Here is a 19895-nt window from a genome sequence, read left to right as displayed (position 1 = left end):
TCAATTCCCCTTACCGCTCGGGTTTCAGCGAAAGAGTGCAATTTGACACGGCAACTGACGCAATTGATCTGTTCGTGATCGTCACCGCCTGCTTACCTGAATGAACAGCGGTTTTCAGGATGGCCTTTGATCGGGCTGAACGATCGGCCAACCCTCGCGTAACCGCTCTTAGATTACCTCAACCGTACATGTCGCAGAACGTCATCGCCCAGATGACGGGCACGCGTGCATCGACCGGCGCTCTGATCAACCGCGCGAACCAGATCGTGAACTATAGCGCCGTCAAGGACACCCACACGCAGACGATCAACATCGACGGCCTGGCCGCCGGTGTGTCCGTCAAGACGGGTGAAATCCTCTTCATCAATGGCGTGTACGCGACCAACTCGCGTCAGACGGACATGCCGCTCGACTTCCCGCGCCAGTTCGTCTCCCAAGCTGGCCAATCCAAGGGTCGATGAGATTGATACGGCACATATCCTCGATGTGCTTGCGCCCATCTGGACCGCCAAGCCCGGACTAGCTCGCAAGGTGCGGGTTCGCCTGGGACAGGTGTTGAACTTCAGCCATTCCAGGGGTTGGCGATCGACCGAGGCTCCAAGCAAGACCATTTCACTCGGGCTGCCGACGCAGCCCAAGGGCGGAAACTTCAAGGCAATGCCCTATGCGACGCCAACTCCTTACGGCGTGGAGCGAGTTTGTGACTACGGCACGAGTTGAGGAAAGCGATTTACCTCTCCTCGAAACGGGTTCACCGACCTAACTGCTCCTACGGATACTCGGATCGGTCATTTATGCTGCTTGATGCCAGAGATGCGGCCTTAGAGCGGCTAGCGATCTGCGAGCCTCACGATTGCGGCCACCGCTAGCCGTGTCCCTGTTCATCCGCATCAAGCCGTCGGTCGATCTCCTCGGCCAGTTGATCGAGCTGGTCGAATGTGGCGAGCAATTCGAATGACACGCCGTCTTGCGACGCAAGGCGAATGAGATAATCGGCGCCGACGGGCTCGATGGCGGCTTCTGCTAGGCGAGTGGGAATTGCGGTTCTCCAGCTGAGTTCAAGGAAGGTCGGATATTTGCAAGTGCAGATGATGCGATCCGGTGAGGAATCCCGCACACGCGTGCGAGCTGCCCAATCAGGCTGAATCTGCAAAACACGCGCCGTCTTGCAGGACTTCAGAGAAGGTTAAATCACGCGCGCTTTCCTGCCGTTCGACCGTGACATCCGTGTGGATTCACGGCGATCAGCGTAGCGCAGGGCATGTTGACCGTATCCAGCAACTACCATGGGCCCGCTTGGAGACCCAGCGATATGTTTCTCTCGACCGGGGTTAAATACGAGCTGCGGCGTACCTATATTCCGCTCATCGCTGGCAGGCGGCTTTGTAGGCGCTAGCGGCTGAGAGACAATTGCGCTCCCGCTTACATCCGGCGGGAGCATGTCATGGATCTCAACTATCTCCTTTCGCGCCATCAGATCTCCCTGATGCGGGCCGATGAGGCCGATTCTCGTGAAGTGCGGCACGCACATCGCGGGCTGGCATATGCCTACGCTACCCGCATTCGCGAACTCCAGGATCGACTTGGGGCGGTCTCGACGCCGCTCCAGGCGGCCTGACAGCTTGAGCAAGGAGGACCTGATCACTCTTGATGGGCTGATCGAGGAAATTCTTCCGGATGGGCGCTTTCGCGTTCTGCTCGAGAATGAGCACCGGATTATGGCCGACTTTTCTACCGCGAGTAGGGTGGCAAACTCGGGTACTCATGTGCGCAAGGGACACCGGCGTTGAGCGAAGCGCATAAGGACGATCCGCTGCGAGCGCCAGCAGCGCCTAGACGCAGGATGTTCGCGACCAGGACGAAGCCTCTCTCCCCCGATGCTGTCGAGCGGCAGAGCCGTGTCACGTTGCTCGCCTGGAATCTTCTTGGTGCCGATGCCGCAATCGCGTTTCTCAACGCCTACCACACCAGCCTCGATGGTCGCCCATTGGACCTGGCGGTCGCGAGCGCCGATGGCTGTGAAGCGGTCGAACTCGCCATTGCATCGAGCGTCGGCAGCTGACCTGTCGCTCCACCCACCGGACCAATCCGTCGGTCGGCAAACTCCACCCGCCCGGGCGAATGAATGGGCAGCCAGCTGGCACGAGGTTCTCGAAGGACGGTATGACCCACGATATCTGCCGGGCACAGAACACCCTTCGTCGCGGCGCTGAAGCGTTTGCCCAATGGCCGCGCGCGCTCCGGCAACGGCCGCAGATAACGCATGACCTTCGTTCAAAGGTCATCGGTAACGGCCTGCGCGAGCTGGACAGGTTCCTCAACCTGCTGGTCGATGCGGCGGTTCGCGAGCGCAACGAGTGCGACACGTCGAATCAATGGAACACTGCGAACAAGCTTCGCGGGTTTCGACAGGAGTCCGCTGGCGCGCGTGACGAGTATAGACGCCTTATTGCGCTTGGAAGATCCCGCAGCTCGCTTTTCCATTGTAGCGGGATCGCAAGGCACCAGGATCGCGACGATCCTCGGTTGATGACTTTGGGGTGGACAGGCGGCCCCGGTTCTCCACTCACCCGCGTGTCCCTCGGCGTTCCGATTGTGCTTAGCGCGAGCGACTTTGAATGTGTTGGTCAGTTCTACGGCGCGCTTGCACAATCGGTGGTGTCGGAAATTTGAACTTCACGGACTAAGGATCAGAACGAGGAATACGAAGAACAAGGACAGATGCACCGCGCCCTCCAGCATCGTCGTACGTGTCCCGGAGAAGGTGAGTGTATTGAGCATGAGAGTCACGGCAAGAAGCACCATGTTCGCGGGCGACACGCCCAGGATCACGGGTTGGCCGGTGGCCAGACCGATGAAAAGAACCACAGGCACCGTCAGGCCAAGGGTGGAAGTGGCCGCGCCTAGGCACAGGTTGATCGCGCGCGTCAGTTGATTGGCCGCAACCGCCTTCAGTGCGGAGATGCCTTCGGGCGTGAAGACGATCAGAGCGATCAGAATGCCGCCCAGCGCGGGCGGGGCGCCGAGGACAGCGATGCCATGGTCGAGCAGCTTTGCAAGATGCTTGGAAAGCAGCACGATCGGCAGGATGTTGATCACCAGTATGGCGATCCGCAGCCTGGTCGTGCCCGGAGCACGTTCCTGTCGCGGCAGCGGCGTGGCTATTGCGTCTTGCGCGTTTCCGCTGGCTGGCAGGAAGAACCCGCGATGCCTGCCCGTCTGGAGCCAGAGGAAACCGCCATAGAGTGCGATCGTGAAGGCGGAGAAGCTCAAGGCCTGTGGCAGCGAAAGCGCTCCCACGGTGCTCGATATCGTGAAGTTGGGCAGCACCAGCGCGATCACGCTGAGCGGAATGATGACGGCGAGATAAGCGCTCGCGCCCTGCAGATTATAGGCTTGCTGATGGAACCGCAGCCCGCCGACAAGCAGGCAAAGGCCGACGACGCCGTTGAGGACGATCATCAGCACGGCGAACATCGTGTCGCGGCCGAGTGTTGGTACATGCTGCGCGCTCAGCATCACCGCCGCGATCAGCGCGACCTCGATGATGACGATTGAAAGGGTCAGAACCAGCGTTCCAAGCGGTTCGCCGAGCCGCTCCGCCACCTCCTCGGCTTCGTGAACCACGCCGAACGCCGCCCACAGGATCGCGCCCAAGAGCCAGATGAAGAGAAGGGCTGTGATTACGGGATGCACGCCGACGAGCCGGACGGGATCGCCAGCGTACACGGCAGCGACCGTTGTCCATGCCGCCGCCAGGCGAAGAAACGAGGATTTCATCACCGTCTCAACGAGTCCCATGATTGAGCGTTGGGCGTTACGGGCGGGCCGGCTCAATCGGGTGGCACATGCTTGTGTTCGGCGGCTTGGCGGGAGCGAACGCGCGCCTCACGTCGCACATGCCGCGCATAGCCACGGGGGTATGAATGACAATATAGATAGCCGATGACGGTTGCGACGAAGATCGCGATCAGAAGCATGAGCAGATAGGCGGCGATTAATTGTGGTTCCATGGTGAACCTCCTCTGGCCGCGGATCGCGGCGGCGCGATATTCGGGCGGGATGCCGCCGAGCTGCGGTCCAACGACGCGGCCCGCAATATGAGGCTCTGGCTGCCGCGTGGGACGAGTATCACGCGATACGGCAACAGCATCATGTCCTTCGCATGACGATGCGTTCGACCCGATCTTCTATCCCGCTCTCATTCGCACCAGCGCGAATCGTGTTCAGTGACAGCCCTTGTCTCGGATTTTCGCCGAGCCGGCGCCAGCTCGAAGCGCCGCCACGGCGTTCATGCACGCTCGCTCCGTGACATAGCCGGCGCCACTGGCGACCGGCTTGCCGTCCGATGCACAGAAACGCCAGCGCCAGTCCCCGCCTGAAAAGAGGATCGAGGTGAGGTTCACGCGATCCGTCCGATAGATCTCGAAATAGGCTTCTCTCGCCAAGGCTTGGCGGGGTTTCGGGGCAACGGGTTCCATAAGCGTTGTGAGTCCACCGGCGACATCTTCCGGCACCTCCGCTGCGCTGCGCCGCGGTTCATCGAATCCATGATGTGCGAAGTTGTTCGTCACGCGATTTCTCCCTTCGGCAAGCGGGAGCAAATCCGTTTCTCTCGGGCGTCGCGCGCTTGCGAAGCGTGTGGTGCGACGATCCACCGAGCATAGGCCCATTCGCGGCAATTGACCACCCGTGCTATGATCAGTCGCGACAGCCAGCCGTCCGGGAGAGTAGCGATGACGATCCGAACGACACGCACAACGGTCACATTCGGATTGCCGTTCCGGCTCAAGGGCATCGGCGAAGAGCTCCCGCCTGGGCGCTACGACGTCGAGACCGACGAGGAGGTTCTGGAGGGACACGGTCACAATGCGTTCCGGCGCGTGGCGACTTTGTTGTTCGTTCCGACGGCGTCCGGGATGCGCATGTGCACGGTGGATGGCGACGAGCTCGACGCGGCGGTTACAGCCGACGCGCGATAGCCGGCGGCACTTGCGGGCGGGCGGGGCAGCGCCCACATGCCAAGCACTGGCATGCCGTTCCGGCATGCCCATTCGCATAGGCGGCGCTGGCTTCCGGTTGTGAAAGCGACGTGTTCGTCGCGGCCCAGCGACCCGAACGGCTCATTCTCATGACAGCAAGAGACATCAGGTTTGCGCGTGACGCGCGCGAACGCATCATGCGCGGCGTCGACAGGCTCGCCGACGCGGTACGGGTGACGCTGGGACCGAAGGGCCGCAACGTCCTGATCGACCGCGGCTATGGTGCTCCGCACATCACCAAGGACGGCGTTACCGTCGCCAAGGAGATGCAGTTCAGCGACAAGTTCGAAAATCTGGGCGCGCAACTTCTGCTCGCGGTGGCTTCACGAACCCAGGACCATGCCGGTGACGGCACGACCACGGCGACCGTGCTGGCACAGGCGATCGCACATGAAGGCATGAAATCGGTGGCCGCCGGCGCGAGTCCGATCGACCTCAAGCGCGGCATCGATCTCGGGGTCGCACGAGTGGTAGCTGGCCTGATGGCACGCTCACGGGCCGTGTCCGGGACCGACGAAATCGCTCAGGTCGGCACCGTCTCCGCCAACGGCGATGTCGAGATTGGCCGGATGATTGCGGCCGCGATGGACAAGGTCGGCAAGGAAGGCATCATCTCGATCGAGGACGCCCGCGGCACCGAGTTCGAGCTTGAGATCGTTGAGGGCATGCAGTTCGATCAAGGCTATCTCAGCCCCTATTTCATCACCGATACGCGGAAGATGACGGTCGCGCTCGACGACCCGTATATCCTGCTCCACGAGAAGAAGCTGTCCAACCTTCATCCGCTGCTACCGATGCTGGAGGCCGTCGCCCAGTCGGGTCGGCCATTGCTGATCATCGCCGAGGACATCGATGGCGAAGCACTGGCCACGCTGGTCGTCAACAAGTTGCGCGGCGGGCTCAATGTCGCGGCCGTCAAGGCGCCCGGCTTCGGCGACCGCCGCAAGGCGATGCTCGAGGACATCGCCATCCTGACCGGCGGAATCGTCATATCCCCCGACCTCGGCACCAAATTGGAGCATATCGCGCTCGAAGAACTTGGTACCGCCCGGCGCGTGACGATCGATCGCAACGACACCACGATCATCGATGGCGCGGGTGATGCCGCGGCGATCGCCGGCCGGGTCGGCGCCATCAAGCAGCAGATCGACCTAAGTTCGAGTGAATATGACCAGGAGAAGCTGCAGGAGCGGCTGTCCAGGCTCTCCGGCGGCGTCGCGATCATTCGCGTCGGCGCTTCGACAGAGGTCGAGATGCGCGAACGCAAGGACCGGATCGATGACGCGCTGCATGCGACGCGCGCCGCGGTCGAGGAGGGGATCGTCTCCGGTGGCGGCACCGCGCTGCTCTATGCATCTCACGCGCTGGATGGCGTGCACGGCGCCAATGAGGATCAAACCCGCGGCATCGATATCGTCCGCAAGGCCTTGTCGGCTCCGCTGCGTCAGATCGCCGAGAATGCCGGGTACGACGGCGGCGTCGTTGCCGCGCGCCTGCTCGATGGCAACGACCATGACATGGGATTCAACGCGCAGACCGAAATCTATGAGAACCTGATCGAAGCGGGGGTGATCGATCCGACATTGGTCGTCCGGTCCGCGCTTCAGGATGCGGCGTCGGTGGCCGGCCTGCTACTCACCACCGAAGCTGCGATCGTCGATGTCCGAGACCACTCGCCGAGGCTGGCGGCTCTTGGAAACGCCTAGCGTCGACGGGCGCCGCGCGGCGTACCGAACCCTGATCCCGGCGTTCGCTCGCGATAGATGATGCGCCCCTTGTCGAGGTCGTAGGGCGTCATCTCCACCTGAACGCGATCGCCGACGACCGAGCGGATACGGTTTCGCCGCATCCGACCCGCCGTATAGGCGATGATCTGATGATCATTTTCCAGCAGGACGCGAAAGCGGCCGTCGGGCAGGATCTCGTCGATCATGCCGTCGAAGGTCATCAGTTCTTCCTTCGCCATCGCCTTCAGGCCCCCGCGTCCGCGAAACCCCGATCCGGGTTTTCGCTGAACATGCGATCCTCCCGCAGTGATGGAGCGTGGAGCATCTCCTGAGCCCTGCGTGCGCGTCGTTGCTCACGGCGTTCGGCGGTGATCGCTTCCTTTGCCCATGCGGCGGCCGCAAGTATCGCCACGCCCTTGACGTTCGTGAGCGCGGCATCGGCGGCAAGGGCGCGCTGACGTGCTTCCTGCGCGCGGCATATGGCGAGGGTCGGGTTCATGTGATTTCCTTTCAAAGAGCACGCCAGGGAAGGCCCGGCAGCCGTATCATGTCGCAACCGCAATGGACGCAGCAGCTCGCGAAATAGCCGCGATTCCAATGGTTACGTGCGGGATCCGGAACATGCGTTCCGAACAGACGATGCAGGAGGTCACGCACCGGCCCGTCCGCGCCGTGCGGCGGCGATCGCGTCTTTCAGGCTGCCGTAGCGAAACCCGTTCCAGTGGAAATAGTCGACCGGGATACACTCGATCCCGTAGCTCTCCATCAGTGTGGCGGGATCATCGAGAACAGGTGGAGAAGGCTGAGAGATGAGGGGTGGCATGATGACCCTTCCTTGGTTGTGAGGATGTGCCCGCTCTAGTTGATGCGCTGTTGCGTCCATGGCTCGCGAACAATGGCGCCTTTCAGCACGCGTCGACCGAAGGCTTGCTCCACGACTGTTGCGGCATCGCGGTTCATGAACACGACACGCGTGCCTTCCGGCAGCAGCGGTTCGATCGCACTGATCGTCGCGCCGCATTTCGCGGCCATGGCGATCACCTCGGCAACGGTCGCGTTGACGTTCACAGCCCGCGACATGGCACGGGCTCGCTTTGGGCCGGGTCGAGACCAGGCATCGCGACGGCGGCTGAGAACAGGGAAAGCACGGCCCGGGGGCGAACGCGCGCAACCATCGCCGTGCTCGTACTGGTTTTGAGTGGAAGGGGCATATGGGGCTCCACGAAAGAGCGGGAGCACACTTATCTCTCAGTCGCGACCTGCTCGAAATGAAGCGAAGCGATAGCGATTATGTGGGTATATGGCGCCTATATTACTAGTGCGCGTCCGATAACCGTCATCGAATGCGACAAAAAAACGAGAACAACCAATTTTATGGACGACGTGGAGATACTCACCTCGTCTGGGGTGGGACTGTGACAACGAATGTGGATTCATATGAATAATGTCGTATCGGTCGTAGATATTTACGGATTCATGCTCATTGTATTCAGAAGCGCGTGACCCCATTTCCATGAGATCGCCCGCTTCAATGCGTGCCGGCGACTGAGAGACCCTTGTGCTCCCGCTGAAGGAGCCAGGGCTTGGATTTCGCGCGACCTTCTCGCCATTGCCAGATACCTCCCTCCATGGCTGTCGGCAGGGCGCGCAATCGATTTCGGCTTATGCTGGACGATATTGTCGTTGGAACAAACATGCCGGGGAATGGTTCTCTGTTCTGGCATGAGAAGTCTGCCACGTATCTCGAAACAATAGGAAATTTCGGGCGAAACCTTCCGCCACGTTCCTCTTTCGAAGGTAGCTGACCGTGTACGAAACACTCGATCGCGCGTTGTTCCATGAAGGCCGGGAAACGCACCCGACGCTCCAGCCGAACGCACCCGCCACCGTTCGCCTGGCGCTTGTCGGCGGTTTTTCTCCCCGGCGGTGCGGCATCGCCACCTTTACCGCGGACATGCGTTCGTCGCTGCGCAAGGCGGATCCCGATCTCCTGGTCGATGTCTATGCGATCGCGCCCGCGGGGCCCCCGACCGTCTTCGATCCGGGGGTTCGCGGCGTCATAACCGAAGGCGACGCGGCCAGCTTCGTGGAGGCGGCACGGCAGATCGAGGCGAGCGGCGCCGACATCGTCTGGCTGCAGCACGAATTCGGCCTGTTCGGCGGTCTTGCGGGCGACAGAATCCTCGAACTGATCGATCGCGTCTCCGCGCCCCTCCTCGTCACGCTTCACACTGTGCTTCCCGATCCCGACCCAGCTCAACGCCACGTCATGGATTGCCTGATCGCGCGAGCGATCAGGCTGGTCGTCATGTCCGAGCATTCGCGCGACCTGCTGCGAACCATCTATCGAGCCGACGACGAACAGATAGCGGTGATTCCGCACGGCGTTCCCGATCGTCCGTTTGGCCGCACAGCGCAATTCAAGCCGCGGTTCGGGTTCCAGGGCAAGGACGTGGCGCTGACCTTTGGCCTTCTGTCGCCGGGCAAGGGGATCGAGGGGGTCATCGAGGCATTGCCCGCGATCGTCGAGGGGCACCCCGATTTCCTCTACTGCATCGCCGGAGCCACTCACCCCAATCTTCTTGCGCGTGAAGGCGAAGCCTATCGTGAGCGACTCCAGGCACTCGCGTTCTCACTCGGCGTTGACGCGCATGTCCGCTGGATCGATGCGTTCATGGAGACCGACGAGCTCCTCGACCTGCTGGAAGCCGCCGACATCTATGTGACGCCCTATACGGGCGCGCAGCAATCGACTTCGGGCACGCTCGCCTATGCGATGGCGCTGGGCAAGGCCGTGATCTCGACGCCCTATGTTCACGCTGTCGAATTGCTCGCCGACGACCATGGCGTGCTGGTGCCGTTCAACGATAGCGGCGCGATCGCGAACGAGATCACGACACTGCTCGGCGATCCCGATCGGCTGCGCGATTTGCAGAAACGCGCCTATGCCCGAAGCCGCGACACGATCTGGCCGGTCTTCGCCGCGCGAACCCGGGCATTGATCGAAGAAAGCCGGGTCGTGCCGAAGTCAGCGCCAGTTCCCGACCGGATCGGCGTCGAAGGTCTTTTGCGCATATGCGATGGCACCGGCATCCTGCAGCACAGTATCCATGGGGTTCCCGACCGGGCGCACGGCTATTGCATCGACGACAATGCCCGCGCGCTGATGCTGATGCACCGGCTGCCCGACGCTATGCTTGCTCAATGCGGGCAATTGACCTCCGTCTTCGCCGCGTTCGTGCAGCATGGCTGGAACGCGGACCGGCGCGGGTTTCGCAATTTCATGGGGTTCGGACGGGACTGGCTGGAGGAGGTCGGCTCGGAGGATAGCTGTGGGCGGACCCTCTGGGCGCTGGGTGCGACGGCACGCGACGCGCATGATCCCGGCCTGCGAAGGTGGGCGCGCGAGTTGTTCGAGGATAGCGCAGCGATCACGCTGGATTTCCAATCGCCAAGGGCGATCGCGTTCGCGATGCTGGGGGCGGACTTTCTGCTCGCCGCCGATGCCGACGATGCGCTTGCCGGCCGGATCGTGCGGCAAGGCGCTGACCGGTTGCTAGCGCTCTATCGCACTGCGGCCCGGCCGGACTGGCGATGGTTCGAACCCGTCCTGGCCTATGACAATTGCCGCTTGCCCGAAGCGATGCTGCGGGCGGGTATGCAGCTGGATCGTGCCGACGTGACCAGCTGCGGCCTGGAGGCACTGCGCTGGATCAACGACGTACAGATTTCGACTTCCGGTCGCTATCGTCCGGTGGGGTCGGGCAGTTTCGGGCGTGCCTATGAACCGCCGCGCCCGTTCGATCAGCAGCCGCTCGAGATATGGGCCGCCATCGATGCCGCATCAGCGGCTTACGATGTGACCGGTGACGACGTCTGGCTCGCGCACGCCCAGCGCGCCTATGACTGGTTCGCCGGACGCAATGATCGCGGCGTGAGGGTCGGCGATCCGCTGACCGGAACCAGCAAGGACGGCATCAATCCGCGCGGCCTCAACCTCAACGAAGGCGCGGAATCCGTCCTGGCCTATCAGCACGCGACCTACGCCATGCTCGAATTCATCAAGAAGGCCGGCTGAGGGGTCATGGCGCATCTGGTCCAGCATGAATTGCGGCTGCATGCGGATCCGACCCGCGTCGTCGTGCGGCCTTTCCATCTGGCGTGGCAGGCGTCCGGCCCCGATCTGGAGCGCGTACAGCGGCTTGCACGCGAGATCGTCGCGCTCGATCCGCGAACGGTGCGTTCCGAACTCGCGGTTGTGCTGCGCGACTTCGCCGATCGGCACTGGCAGATCGAGAAAGTGTTCGCGGATCGCTTCGGCGAAATCGAACCGAAGCTTGGGCTTGAAGGCATTGCGATCAAGCGTGAGACGCAGCTTCTGATCGGCGCCTATTTTTGCCACGAATACAGCTATGCCGCTGCCGCACTGATGAATCCCAGCGTCGTGCGTCACCCCGACCAGAGCGGGTTGCGGGAGGGACACGTCCGCATCCTGCTGTCGCTACGAGCGGTCGGGGAGGGGCATATTTCGACCATCGCGTTTCGCGAAGGCGTGATCACGCATGATCGCGAGTTGACGCTGTTGCCGCGCCCGAGCTTTGCGACCGCCGCCATGCTGGGTGCGCATCGCGATGAACTGCCCCAGGACGTGGCGTGCGTCTATCGCCAGAAGGACAGCACGATCTCCGGGACGGTGATCTTCCCGATAACCGAGGCGCAGCGCAACGGACTTGAGGATCTGCGGCTGGTCGAGTTCGAGCGCGACAGCGGAAAGAGCGAGTGGATCGGAACCTACACGGCCTATAGCGGCCGCGACATCCAGTCCGAGCTGCTACGGACGCGTGACTTCGAGGATTTCACGCTGACCCCGATCAAGGGCAAGGCGGGACGCAACAAGGGCATGGCGCTGTTTCCGCGCAAGATCGACGGCCAGTTCTGCATGATCGGCCGCCAGGACGGCAAGAACCTCTATCTGTTGCGGTCCGACACGATCGACGAGTGGGAGGATGGCGAATTGCTGCTCGAGCCGCACTTTCCCTGGGAATTGATCCAGATCGGTAATTGCGGCGCACCGATCGAACTCGATCAGGGCTGGCTGGTCCTGACGCATGGTGTCGGCGCGATGCGAAAGTACGCGATCGGCGCGGTCCTGCTCGACAAGGACGACCCGTCGAAGGTCATCGGCCGCACGCCCAATCCGATCTTGTCCGCCGCGGACGAGGACCGCGAGGGCTATGTCCCGAATGTCGTCTATACGTGCGGAGCGATCCGGATCGGCGACGACATCTTTCTGCCTTACGGCGTGGCGGACAGCTCGGTCTGCTTCGCATTCGTTTCGATCTCGGAAATCATGGCGGCCATGACCTAGCGTCACGCACCATAGGGTGAAGCGGCGGATTGCCATGACGTCGCGAAGGAGCGACGAGTGTGGAGAGCTCCCTATCTTCTCACCGGCGGATGACCATGACCGGAAGCGACCGACATCGGTCAACCCGCTTCCTGGCGCGATTTCAGGATCGATCTTCCCGACTTTGACTCTATCTATCAATTTGAATCGAGGGGGGACGACGAGATGACAAGATTTCGGAATGCGCGAGGCTCCGCACTATTTTTGGCGATTGCTGCCGCGACCACGACGCCCGCCATGGCAAAGCCCCCCAAACCATCGAACGGAAGCTGGCGCATCATGCCTCTTACCCTGACCGAACCGCTGAAAGTCACGGTGGGTGACAAGATGACGCCGATCCTCGAGCAGAGGTTGGTTCCTGAGGCGGCGGTGCTGACCAGCGCGCCGGTCCAGTACGCCTCCCATTCACTAGCCGCGGACGCGGCGCTGATCAAAGTGACCACTAAGCAGGGCACCGCGTGGTGCAGCATCGACCCGCTTCGTACCCATCCCGGCAATCCGAAGACGTCGTTCGGTGAAGCACTCCTGATCGGCCGCAAGGTCGTCGAGCGCCGCGAGACTCCCTGCTTTGCCGACACGAATAGCGATGGCCTGATGGATAGCGCGATGACTGGGTCGGAACGCGGCTATGTCGTGCCGACGATCGACAAGCTAGGGAAACCGACACCCGTCACGCCCTTCGCGGTTCGAGAAACTGATGCCGCCGCGGTGATCTCCTACCCCCTTGTGCTACGGGCTGAGTTGACAAAGCCCAAGAACGAGGCGCCCAGCCTCATCTTCTCGCTCTCGGTTTCTTCGGATGAGCATTCTTCCGAGATCGTAGGATACAGGCTCGTCGGCGGGCCTGACGACCGGACATCCTTTGCGATGTTTTCCGGCCTCGCGACCATCGAAACGAAATTCGAAGAGCCAGTTCCGGCGCTCTATGCTCTCGGCCCGGTTAACCCGGACGGAAGCGCCGTGGTGACGATCACCCAAACGATCTCTGCGCGTCGTTTTACCCTCGACGACATATCGACCTTTTAGCAACGGGCATTCTCACTGTACTTGCTTCCAAACCTGGCCGGTTGCTGACACGGCGATCACCGAGGAGGCGACAGCTTTCGGCCAATCCCCACACTCACCCGAATGGCCGTGATTGAGGGCGCAAAGCTGCCGGGATGCCCTTGAACGAGTGCAGTCGATAGGCGAATCGTTTCAAATGTGGCGCGCCAACTGATTGCAACCTTGAGGATCGTGCCGCGGAGGTGATCCCGCGGCACCAACCTGCTCAGAAACGTAAGCCCAAACCGATCACCGCCTGATGGCGGCTATAGTCCCCTTCATAGTTCGAGTAGCGGTACTCGCTCTTCAGCAGGAAGGTCTGGCCCAGCCGCTTCTCGATGCCGATTCCGACGCGGTATCCGCCGATCGTCCCGCTCGCTGAGGATCGGAGCGATCCCGACACACGATCCCGAAGTTCGAAGGTCTCATGCACATTGCTGTAGCCGGCCTTGGCATAGACCAGCGCCGTTTCCCCAAGAACCGCGCCGATGCGGCCGCCGGCGTAGAGGTCCCGGCCCGGCTTGACGCAGGACTGATCGGCGGCGCCACCAACATGGAAGATGATGGTGCAGTTCTTGCCGGTTCCACCGCTCGCTTCGCCCTCGATGCCGAAGACGACCCCGTTCGACTGCCAGTCATAGCCGAGTTGACCACCATAGATCCCGGTGGCCTTGGCATCGCCATACCATTGGGCGGCTTCGATACCGCCGATCAGGGTCACGCTCGGCCCCGTGAAGGCGGTGTCGGATTCGTCCTGCGCCAGGACAGGGGCAGCACTGAAGACGGACAGCATCAACGCTGCGGTAAATAATCGCATCGGTTTCTCCTTCAGGGATGTGACAGGTCGTGCTTGGTGCATGGCGGGCAAGGCCGCCTGATTCTCGCGTTTCATCGGCGCAATGACGCGCCCGCAGACCAAAACCGCAGTCGTCTCGATGATCTTTTTAGAAGCGGCGCGAAATCGCCAGGGAGACGGTGCGCGGACGGAGGGGCGTGTATTGTCGGGTCGTTCGCGCCGAAAGGGGGTTGCCAAGGGAGGCGGTGTCAGCCGCCGCATCGAACAGGTTGTCGATTTCGGCGCGGAATGTCAGCCGGTCGTGCTCGGCCGAAACAGCAAATCGGCCGATGGCATAAGCTGGCACTCGTCGATTGAGATCCGCATCAAGACTGAGATGCGTCGCGCCGACAAGATTGGCCGAAATGACCGGGGTGACCCGCCACTCGCCGAGATCTGTCTCGCGCGCGATAGCGAACCGCGCCGATACATCCGGCAGCACGGGCAGGCGCGAGTTCGGCACCAATGCCGCGCCGTCCGGACCGTGGGTGAGGCGCGGGCGTTGCCAGATCGCCCCCGCTTGCACCCGCCATCCGTCGGCCAAGCGCCAGTCGGCCGACAGCTCAGTACCCAAGGTCCGCGCACGTCCGGCGTTGCGCGTTGCGATCAGACCACCGTCCTGCAGATAGTCAGACTGAAGGTTGTTCCAGGTCGTCCCGAATAGGCTGCCCTCGATGCTCAGTCGCGCACGATCCAGCCGGATGCGACCACCAAGATCGATACTGCGCACCTCATCGGCAAGGTAGCGTCGAGTAATCGCGTTACCGGCGTCGAGACCGCCGGGCCGAAAGGCGGTTCCGAAGCGCGCATAGATCAACTGATCCGGAGCGATCTCGTACGACAGTGAGGCGCTGGGGGTGGCGCTGAGCGACGTCTTGGCCTGGGCCTCCAGATATCCGGGCTCGAACCGATCATCCCGGGTATCGGTCCGGAATCCGCGGAGGCCCATGCCCAGTCTGACCCTGGGAAGAAGCGGAAACGACGCATCGGCGAAAATCGCGGCCTCGATGATCCGCCGATGCGCCGACAGCGTACCCGGGCTGGGTCCATTGCCCGACAAGAGCGGACCATAGGTTTTCGTCCGTGCCAGCATGAACGAGCCACCTGCAACCCAGGCGAACCGACTGCCCAATGCCGAACCGATACGAACTTCCTGGGTAAGGACGAGGTAATCCCGGTAGTCATAATAGGATGGCCGAAGGAATGTGGGCGCCGCCGCGGTGGTATCGTGGAGATCGCCCTGCTCCTGTGTCGTCAGCCCGGTCGCGACCGTCAGCCGCAGCGAACCGATCGATCCGGCGATGGTGTTCTGGGCGATCACGACTTTGCCGAAGCGGGGCTCGCGGATCGGCAGGTCACGCGTCAATCCCGCATCGGCGCCAAAGACATGCTGACTGTCCCGCGCGTGGAGCGACTGGATCGCCCCGGTCAGGTCCACGGTCCAGCCATCGAACGGCACGACGCGCAGCGTAGCGCGAGCACCCCGCGTCGTGGACCGGTTCAAGCCGCGACCGAACTTGGCATCCTCGATCCATCCCGGGTCCGCGGCCGTATAGCCGACGATCCGGATCGCCGCGCGATCCCGGATCAGTGGGAGGTTGACCACCCCTTCCGCCTGCGCGCCCAAGCTGCCCGAGTTCGACGACAATCCGAGACCAGCCCGCGCCTCGAATCGCCCGAGCACCGGCCGGTTGGTGACGATGCGGTAAACACCGCCGAGTGCACCGGTACCGTAGAGCGGCCCCTGCGGTCCCTTCAGCACTTCGACGCGCGCGATATCGACCAGCCTAAGCCCGGGTTCGGGCGCATCGAACGTCACCCGCGCGTCGTCGAGCTGAACGCTGACCGTCGCCTGGCTGAACCCGTTGAGCAGGCTGTCGGCAACGCCACGAATGAATAGCCGGTCGCGACCGGGGCCATTGTTGGCAAGCACGAATCCCACGGTTTCGCGCGCGACGTCGCGGGTCGCGGTGGCGACGCCGGGTGGGCTTCCATTGTGAGGGACATAGACGCTGAGAGGAGCGGCCACACCCGACAATATCTCCGATTGCTTCCGCCCGGTAACGATGATGTCTTCGGCGGGCAGGTCAGCCGCAGCCGTTGGCTTCTCCCTAACCGATATGCGCCGCACGATGCGATATGCGCGATTGCCAACGCGCACCGCCCCGAGATCGAAGGGGTGCAGCATCCGGTCGAGCGCATCCTCGATCGTCATCGTTCCGCGCATCGCGCGCACCGAACCGCGTGGCATCGGGCCATCGGAAGCGAACGACATCCCGGTCTGCGTCGAGAGCATCGCCAGCGCATTGGCGAGATCGGTCGCGCGGATATCGATCCGATACCGGGCGTCACGCGCCTGAGCTGGATCGTTGCAGAGCGCGGCGCTAGCGGCCAGCGCGATCGCCAAGACGTATCGCATCGCCGTCCGTCCGTGTTTGCAGGCCGGTCAGTTCGCCGAGCGAGGTGACCATTGTGGTGCGTTCACCGAGCGCGATCACGCCGGAAAAGCGACGACGCGCAACCGCCGGATCGACTGTCACCGGCCGACCGGTCGAGCGTGAAATGTCCGCAGCGACCATGGCCAACGGAACCTCATCATAGACCAGCGAACCCCGTCGCCACGCGCCGACGGTTTGCTCGCTTACCGGCCGCATTTCCGCCGCGCCATCCGGTCCGGTCAGGAGCAGCGCCTTTCCGGCACTCACCTCCACCTCTCCGGCAATATTGGGCGAGCGAACTGCAACCAGTCCCTCGGTCACCGCGATCCGCACCATGGCGCCGCCGGTCGAGACCTCGAACCGGGTGCCCACGTCGCGGATTTCATATCCGCCGGCGCGCACGACAAGCGGTTGTCCGTCCTTGTGCCGGACATCGAAGAAAGCGGTGCCGTCGAGCATCATTGGCGCCTCGCCGGAATCGGGGACGCGCAGGGTGCTGCCGGGCGCCAGTGTGGCAACGGCGCCGTTGGAGAGCCGCACTTCGCGCGACTGGCCCGCAGGCGCGCGATAGGCAATGGTTTCCGCGGCCCGCTCGGACACCCAGGGACGAAGGCCGACGGCGATCACGGCGATCAGCATCGCAGCGATCGTTCCCCAGAGGATCGTGCGCGGGGCACGGCGTGGGACCGACTCCGCTTGTTCGGGCAGCAGCTCGGACAAGGCGGGCCGCGCCGCATCAATCCGCGCATCGAGCATCGCGATCGCGTCATAGGCTTCGCGATGGCGCGGATCAGCCTCCAGCCATTCGGCGAAGGCCGCCCAGTCCATATCGTCTTCCGCCTGCGCCAGATGCCAGAGCGCGGCCTTCTCGTCGATTTCTGCGCTCATGTCGTTGCCATCGGCGCGACCTTACGATCATGCCGCCTCGCTATCCTGTTCAGACGCCGCCGGTCCCGCATACCTCAGTCCTTCATCGCGCGACGCAAATGAGCCATCGCGACGGCGATATGCTTTTCCACCCCGCTACGGCTGATCCCAAGCCGCGCAGCGATATCCGCGTGCGACAATCCCTCCAGCTTATGAAGCCGGAAAACCCGGCCCGCGGCTTCGGGAAGCGCGGCGATCGCCGAAGCGAGCGCAGCAGCCTCCTCGCGTGCCACCATGGCCGCCTCCGCATTGGGAGCGAGATCGACAGGCTCGGCGCCAGCGCCGCTGTGCGCCGCCGCCCATTGCGCGTCGCGCGCCGAACCGCGGTGCCGTGCTCGAACAACGTCGAGGGCCAGGTTCTGCGCCGCGCGATAGAGATAGGCCCGGCCATTGGCCACGGGGCCGGTGTCGGCGGCATGAATCCGCAGCCACAAATCCTGGAGCACGTCCTCCGCAGCCGCCACGTCACCGAGGCGGGCAGTCAGGAATCGCAGCAACTCTCCGTGAATGTCCGCATAGACCTGGGTGAGACCGGATGACGGGGCGGAAACAGGCTTACCTCTCGCTTGCGTTGCCGGATATGTGCCGTGTCGGTAATCGGGCGGCAAGGACCGAATTCGCGATTTCAAGCTATGGGCGCGGGTCATGTCCGGTAATGGTGGCGGGTACGACCAGAGGACCTACACTCCATGCAATCGCTGCCTCTACCGGCAGCTTGGACGAATGGCGGCTTTCAGGATCGCCGACCGCTAGCCTGAGCGACTGACAAGCGGGCGCTTAGCCGCCCTGAATTGGAGCGGCCCATCTTAGGCTCTAGCGTCGGATCTCGGTTCGCTCAGCAAGGGTTAGAGCATCTTCAATGTCGACGCCGAGATATCGGACGGTGTTCTCAATCTTCGTGTGGCCTAACAGGATCTGGATCGCGCGAAGATTGCCGGTGGCCTTGTAGATCATCGATGCCTTTGTGCGCCTGAGCGAGTGCGTGCCATACTTGGCCCGGCGAAGTCCGACTGCATCGACCCACTCGTCTACAAGTCGAGCATATTGGCGCGTACTGAGGTGACCGGCACGATCGACGCGGCTTGGAAAAGCATAGTCGTGGATCGTGCCGCCGCGACGCTCGAGCCAAGCCAGCAAGCTGACTCTGACATCAGCTGTCGGCTCGAATTGAACGGGCTTTCCGGTCTTCTGCTGGATGACGATCGCTCTGGTTCTGATGTCGGCTCCGGATACCAGATCGCCGATCTTGATCTTCACCAGGTCGCAGCCCGCGGCTTAGCGAACGGCGGGTTTCGGGTCGCTCTGCCGGGCTGCCAGACCGCGGCTATGAGGGCGAAATCCCGTCCGGCAGCTCATGCCAAGAGCGGCCCATCGTAGATACTAGCTGACGGCACAGCTCACCAGTTTTCGAACTGCTGCAATCCGCTCCGCGAGACCCAGTCGCTCGCTTGCTAATTGCCACGATGGACGGGTCCCAGGCTGGGAACTCATACGATCCTGAGAAAGCGAAATCATGTCCGCGTCCTCAGCGCTTCCGCCAGCCCACTTGCCATCCGCCGGGCAAGAGAACGCTGCAACGGAACATAATCGTCGGTGTCGGTGGCGTCAGCATATTCGCCTGTCCACAGGTTTCGGCCATCGTCCTCATGCACCAGCGAAACGGTCACCACCGTCCGCTGCGGCGTCTGCCGGACGCTCGTCTTTACCCGCAGATCGACTTTGGCATTGGAGGCGACCATCTCACAATTCTCCGGAAGGCGCCGACTAACCTCCGCCACGAAGCTCTCGCGAAGGCCAGCATTGAACTTCGGAAATAGCGTATACTCGCAAAGACCATTCGCTGGGCCAATGGCGAGGCGATGGTGCGGTCGGAAGAACATGCCGTGCGTTCCGACGCCGCCGATCGCGAGAGCCGCAAACGCCCCTCCCGCCAGTATCAGACGGCGACGTATGCGCGGCACCTCCGTCTCCGCTACTGCTACTGCCGCGGCCTCCTCCTCTTCCTCCGTCGCAAGCGAACCGATGAAGCGATAGCCAATACGAGGGCGCGTCTGGATGAAACGAGGCGTCTCGCTGTCGTCCTCAAGCAGCGTGCGGATGCGACGGATGCAGGTGTTCAGGGCGGCATCACCGCCCGTCCCGGAGCGTGCCCAGAAGCGCTCCAGCAGCTCCTGGCGCGTAACGGTCCGATCGGCATGACTTATGAGATAGGCAAGGACTTCCACCACCTGAGGCGGCGCATCGAGCCGATGTCCGTCACGGAATATATGCAAGATAGCCGGATCCAGCCGGAACACATCAAAATCAATCATCGCTGGCTTCCGCCGGACCTCCAATCCGCCTTCATCTGCCCTGCCCGGACCAAGGAACGCAAACTAGAAACCGAGATGTCAGTCACCGTCACAAGATGTCATTAGTCTCCGATCGCCGATCCCAGTAGCCCGGACCCGACAAAGACGGTCCTTACGCGCCGGG

22 protein-coding genes and 1 pseudogene are annotated in these 19895 nt (G+C 62.6%); 10 read left to right on the top strand and 13 right to left on the bottom strand.

The features are described from left to right. Nucleotides 1–188: 188 nt before the first annotated feature. Both AC07M1_RS02630 and AC07M1_RS02625 read left to right on the top strand, forming a co-directional pair. A complete protein-coding gene (locus AC07M1_RS02630; RefSeq protein ID WP_495161013.1) occupies nucleotides 189–461 on the top strand; it encodes a hypothetical protein in 273 nt (90 codons plus the stop codon). Beyond that, nucleotides 367–720 carry a phage integrase central domain-containing protein gene (locus AC07M1_RS02625; RefSeq protein WP_495161012.1) on the top strand — a complete coding sequence of 118 codons (354 nt, stop codon included), beginning with the start codon at nucleotides 367–369 and terminating at the stop codon, nucleotides 718–720. The genes AC07M1_RS02630 and AC07M1_RS02625 overlap by 95 nt, the downstream gene beginning before the upstream one ends. A 145-nt stretch (nucleotides 721–865) precedes the next feature. On the opposite strand, the gene AC07M1_RS02620 is transcribed toward AC07M1_RS02625, so the two are convergent. Continuing rightward, nucleotides 866–1153, bottom strand: coding sequence for a hypothetical protein (locus AC07M1_RS02620; RefSeq protein WP_495161011.1), 288 nt, complete (start codon nucleotides 1151–1153; stop codon nucleotides 866–868). A gap of 291 nt (nucleotides 1154–1444) precedes the next feature. Between AC07M1_RS02620 and AC07M1_RS02615 the strand changes: the two genes are divergently transcribed. The 3 genes from AC07M1_RS02615 (at nucleotide 1445) to AC07M1_RS02605 (ending at nucleotide 2673) form a co-directional block, all read left to right on the top strand. Further along, a complete protein-coding gene (locus AC07M1_RS02615; RefSeq protein ID WP_495161010.1) occupies nucleotides 1445–1618 on the top strand; it encodes a hypothetical protein in 174 nt (57 codons plus the stop codon). Between the two features lie 225 nt (nucleotides 1619–1843). Then, nucleotides 1844–2062 carry a hypothetical protein gene (locus AC07M1_RS02610; RefSeq protein WP_495161009.1) on the top strand — a complete coding sequence of 73 codons (219 nt, stop codon included), beginning with the start codon at nucleotides 1844–1846 and terminating at the stop codon, nucleotides 2060–2062. A 101-nt stretch (nucleotides 2063–2163) separates the two neighbouring features. Further along, on the top strand, nucleotides 2164–2673 hold the full coding sequence (locus tag AC07M1_RS02605) for a hypothetical protein (protein ID WP_495161008.1): 510 nt from the start codon (nucleotides 2164–2166) through the stop codon (nucleotides 2671–2673). Between the two features lie 3 nt (nucleotides 2674–2676). Here AC07M1_RS02605 and AC07M1_RS02600 read toward each other — a convergent pair whose 3' ends face one another. Together AC07M1_RS02600 and AC07M1_RS02595 are read right to left on the bottom strand one after the other, a co-directional pair. Then, complete coding sequence (locus AC07M1_RS02600) at nucleotides 2677–3837, bottom strand: calcium:cation antiporter (RefSeq protein ID WP_495161007.1); 1161 nt, start codon at nucleotides 3835–3837, stop codon at nucleotides 2677–2679. Nucleotides 3838–4226: 389 nt separating this feature from the next. Continuing rightward, complete coding sequence (locus AC07M1_RS02595; protein WP_495161006.1) at nucleotides 4227–4574, bottom strand: YegP family protein; 348 nt, start codon at nucleotides 4572–4574, stop codon at nucleotides 4227–4229. Between the two features lie 162 nt (nucleotides 4575–4736). Here AC07M1_RS02595 and AC07M1_RS02590 point away from each other — a divergent pair, with 162 nt between their 5' ends. Together AC07M1_RS02590 and groL are read left to right on the top strand one after the other, a co-directional pair. Next, nucleotides 4737–4982, top strand: coding sequence for a hypothetical protein (locus AC07M1_RS02590; RefSeq protein WP_495161005.1), 246 nt, complete (start codon nucleotides 4737–4739; stop codon nucleotides 4980–4982). A gap of 149 nt (nucleotides 4983–5131) precedes the next feature. After that, entirely contained in the window at nucleotides 5132–6748 is a 1617-nt protein-coding gene (gene groL / locus AC07M1_RS02585) for a chaperonin GroEL (RefSeq protein WP_495161004.1), read from the top strand. Here the strand turns inward: groL and infA are convergent. The 4 genes from infA to AC07M1_RS02565 all read right to left on the bottom strand — a co-directional run bounded on the left by infA (nucleotide 6745) and on the right by AC07M1_RS02565 (nucleotide 7837). Next, nucleotides 6745–7008 carry a translation initiation factor IF-1 gene (infA, locus tag AC07M1_RS02580; protein ID WP_495161003.1) on the bottom strand — a complete coding sequence of 88 codons (264 nt, stop codon included), beginning with the start codon at nucleotides 7006–7008 and terminating at the stop codon, nucleotides 6745–6747. The genes groL and infA overlap by 4 nt on opposite strands. Before the next feature lie 5 nt (nucleotides 7009–7013). Continuing rightward, the gene (locus AC07M1_RS02575; protein WP_495161002.1) at nucleotides 7014–7268 is read right to left on the bottom strand and encodes a hypothetical protein; all 255 of its coding nucleotides are present in this window, start codon (nucleotides 7266–7268) and stop codon (nucleotides 7014–7016) included. Between the two features lie 150 nt (nucleotides 7269–7418). Continuing rightward, nucleotides 7419–7592: a hypothetical protein gene (locus tag AC07M1_RS02570; protein ID WP_495161001.1), complete on the bottom strand. Its 174-nt coding sequence runs from the start codon at nucleotides 7590–7592 to the stop codon at nucleotides 7419–7421. 35 nt (nucleotides 7593–7627) lie between these two features. Continuing rightward, nucleotides 7628–7837, bottom strand: coding sequence for a hypothetical protein (locus tag AC07M1_RS02565; RefSeq protein ID WP_495161000.1), 210 nt, complete (start codon nucleotides 7835–7837; stop codon nucleotides 7628–7630). 739 nt (nucleotides 7838–8576) lie between these two features. Between AC07M1_RS02565 and AC07M1_RS02560 the strand changes: the two genes are divergently transcribed. The 3 genes from AC07M1_RS02560 (at nucleotide 8577) to AC07M1_RS02550 (ending at nucleotide 13202) form a co-directional block, all read left to right on the top strand. Beyond that, entirely contained in the window at nucleotides 8577–10847 is a 2271-nt protein-coding gene (locus AC07M1_RS02560; protein ID WP_495160999.1) for a glycosyltransferase family 4 protein, read from the top strand. Nucleotides 10848–10853: 6 nt separating this feature from the next. Further along, the gene (locus AC07M1_RS02555; protein ID WP_495160998.1) at nucleotides 10854–12137 is read left to right on the top strand and encodes a glycoside hydrolase family 130 protein; all 1284 of its coding nucleotides are present in this window, start codon (nucleotides 10854–10856) and stop codon (nucleotides 12135–12137) included. A gap of 276 nt (nucleotides 12138–12413) precedes the next feature. Next, nucleotides 12414–13202 carry a hypothetical protein gene (locus AC07M1_RS02550; RefSeq protein WP_495160997.1) on the top strand — a complete coding sequence of 263 codons (789 nt, stop codon included), beginning with the start codon at nucleotides 12414–12416 and terminating at the stop codon, nucleotides 13200–13202. 244 nt (nucleotides 13203–13446) lie between these two features. Here the strand turns inward: AC07M1_RS02550 and AC07M1_RS02545 are convergent, their stop codons facing one another. The 6 genes and pseudogenes from AC07M1_RS02545 to AC07M1_RS02520 form a co-directional block, all read right to left on the bottom strand. Next, nucleotides 13447–14037, bottom strand: a complete 591-nt coding sequence (locus tag AC07M1_RS02545; RefSeq protein WP_495160996.1) for an outer membrane protein — start codon at nucleotides 14035–14037, stop codon at nucleotides 13447–13449. Between the two features lie 127 nt (nucleotides 14038–14164). Then, the gene (locus AC07M1_RS02540) at nucleotides 14165–16474 is read right to left on the bottom strand and encodes a TonB-dependent receptor (protein ID WP_495160995.1); all 2310 of its coding nucleotides are present in this window, start codon (nucleotides 16472–16474) and stop codon (nucleotides 14165–14167) included. Then, a complete protein-coding gene (locus tag AC07M1_RS02535) occupies nucleotides 16440–17381 on the bottom strand; it encodes a FecR family protein (RefSeq protein ID WP_495160994.1) in 942 nt (313 codons plus the stop codon). Before AC07M1_RS02535 ends, AC07M1_RS02540 begins: the two co-directional genes overlap by 35 nt. Before the next feature lie 74 nt (nucleotides 17382–17455). Beyond that, a complete protein-coding gene (locus tag AC07M1_RS02530) occupies nucleotides 17456–18067 on the bottom strand; it encodes a sigma-70 family RNA polymerase sigma factor (protein WP_495160993.1) in 612 nt (203 codons plus the stop codon). A 166-nt stretch (nucleotides 18068–18233) separates the two neighbouring features. Beyond that, nucleotides 18234–18689: pseudogene (locus AC07M1_RS02525) on the bottom strand (tyrosine-type recombinase/integrase); the annotation flags it as partial. Between the two features lie 242 nt (nucleotides 18690–18931). Beyond that, entirely contained in the window at nucleotides 18932–19732 is an 801-nt protein-coding gene (locus tag AC07M1_RS02520) for a winged helix-turn-helix domain-containing protein (protein WP_495160992.1), read from the bottom strand. Nucleotides 19733–19895: the final 163 nt, after the last annotated feature.

This window comes from Sphingomonas sp. GW821-FHT10C01, from assembly GCF_059415525.1.
The sequence above is the reverse complement of the archived record's forward strand: the minus strand, read 5'-3'. Positions and strand labels throughout refer to the sequence as shown.

What these genes read in the sequence shown, in the direction of transcription:
- AC07M1_RS02540 (WP_495160995.1), bottom strand. Translation starts at nt 16,474, where the DNA reads ATGCGATACGTCTTGGCGATCGCGCTGGCCGCTAGCGCCGCGCTCTGC.
- AC07M1_RS02545 (WP_495160996.1), bottom strand. Translation starts at nt 14,037, where the DNA reads ATGCGATTATTTACCGCAGCGTTGATGCTGTCCGTCTTCAGTGCTGCC.
- AC07M1_RS02590 (WP_495161005.1), top strand. Translation starts at nt 4,737, where the DNA reads ATGACGATCCGAACGACACGCACAACGGTCACATTCGGATTGCCGTTC.
- AC07M1_RS02535 (WP_495160994.1), bottom strand. Translation starts at nt 17,381, where the DNA reads ATGAGCGCAGAAATCGACGAGAAGGCCGCGCTCTGGCATCTGGCGCAG.
- AC07M1_RS02605 (WP_495161008.1), top strand. Translation starts at nt 2,164, where the DNA reads ATGACCCACGATATCTGCCGGGCACAGAACACCCTTCGTCGCGGCGCT.
- AC07M1_RS02575 (WP_495161002.1), bottom strand. Translation starts at nt 7,268, where the DNA reads ATGAACCCGACCCTCGCCATATGCCGCGCGCAGGAAGCACGTCAGCGC.
- AC07M1_RS02630 (WP_495161013.1), top strand. Translation starts at nt 189, where the DNA reads ATGTCGCAGAACGTCATCGCCCAGATGACGGGCACGCGTGCATCGACC.
- groL (WP_495161004.1), top strand. Translation starts at nt 5,132, where the DNA reads ATGACAGCAAGAGACATCAGGTTTGCGCGTGACGCGCGCGAACGCATC.
- AC07M1_RS02570 (WP_495161001.1), bottom strand. Translation starts at nt 7,592, where the DNA reads ATGCCACCCCTCATCTCTCAGCCTTCTCCACCTGTTCTCGATGATCCC.
- AC07M1_RS02520 (WP_495160992.1), bottom strand. Translation starts at nt 19,732, where the DNA reads ATGATTGATTTTGATGTGTTCCGGCTGGATCCGGCTATCTTGCATATA.
- infA (WP_495161003.1), bottom strand. Translation starts at nt 7,008, where the DNA reads ATGGCGAAGGAAGAACTGATGACCTTCGACGGCATGATCGACGAGATC.
- AC07M1_RS02530 (WP_495160993.1), bottom strand. Translation starts at nt 18,067, where the DNA reads ATGACCCGCGCCCATAGCTTGAAATCGCGAATTCGGTCCTTGCCGCCC.
- AC07M1_RS02610 (WP_495161009.1), top strand. Translation starts at nt 1,844, where the DNA reads ATGTTCGCGACCAGGACGAAGCCTCTCTCCCCCGATGCTGTCGAGCGG.
- AC07M1_RS02615 (WP_495161010.1), top strand. Translation starts at nt 1,445, where the DNA reads ATGGATCTCAACTATCTCCTTTCGCGCCATCAGATCTCCCTGATGCGG.
- AC07M1_RS02555 (WP_495160998.1), top strand. Translation starts at nt 10,854, where the DNA reads ATGGCGCATCTGGTCCAGCATGAATTGCGGCTGCATGCGGATCCGACC.
- AC07M1_RS02550 (WP_495160997.1), top strand. Translation starts at nt 12,414, where the DNA reads ATGGCAAAGCCCCCCAAACCATCGAACGGAAGCTGGCGCATCATGCCT.
- AC07M1_RS02625 (WP_495161012.1), top strand. Translation starts at nt 367, where the DNA reads ATGGCGTGTACGCGACCAACTCGCGTCAGACGGACATGCCGCTCGACT.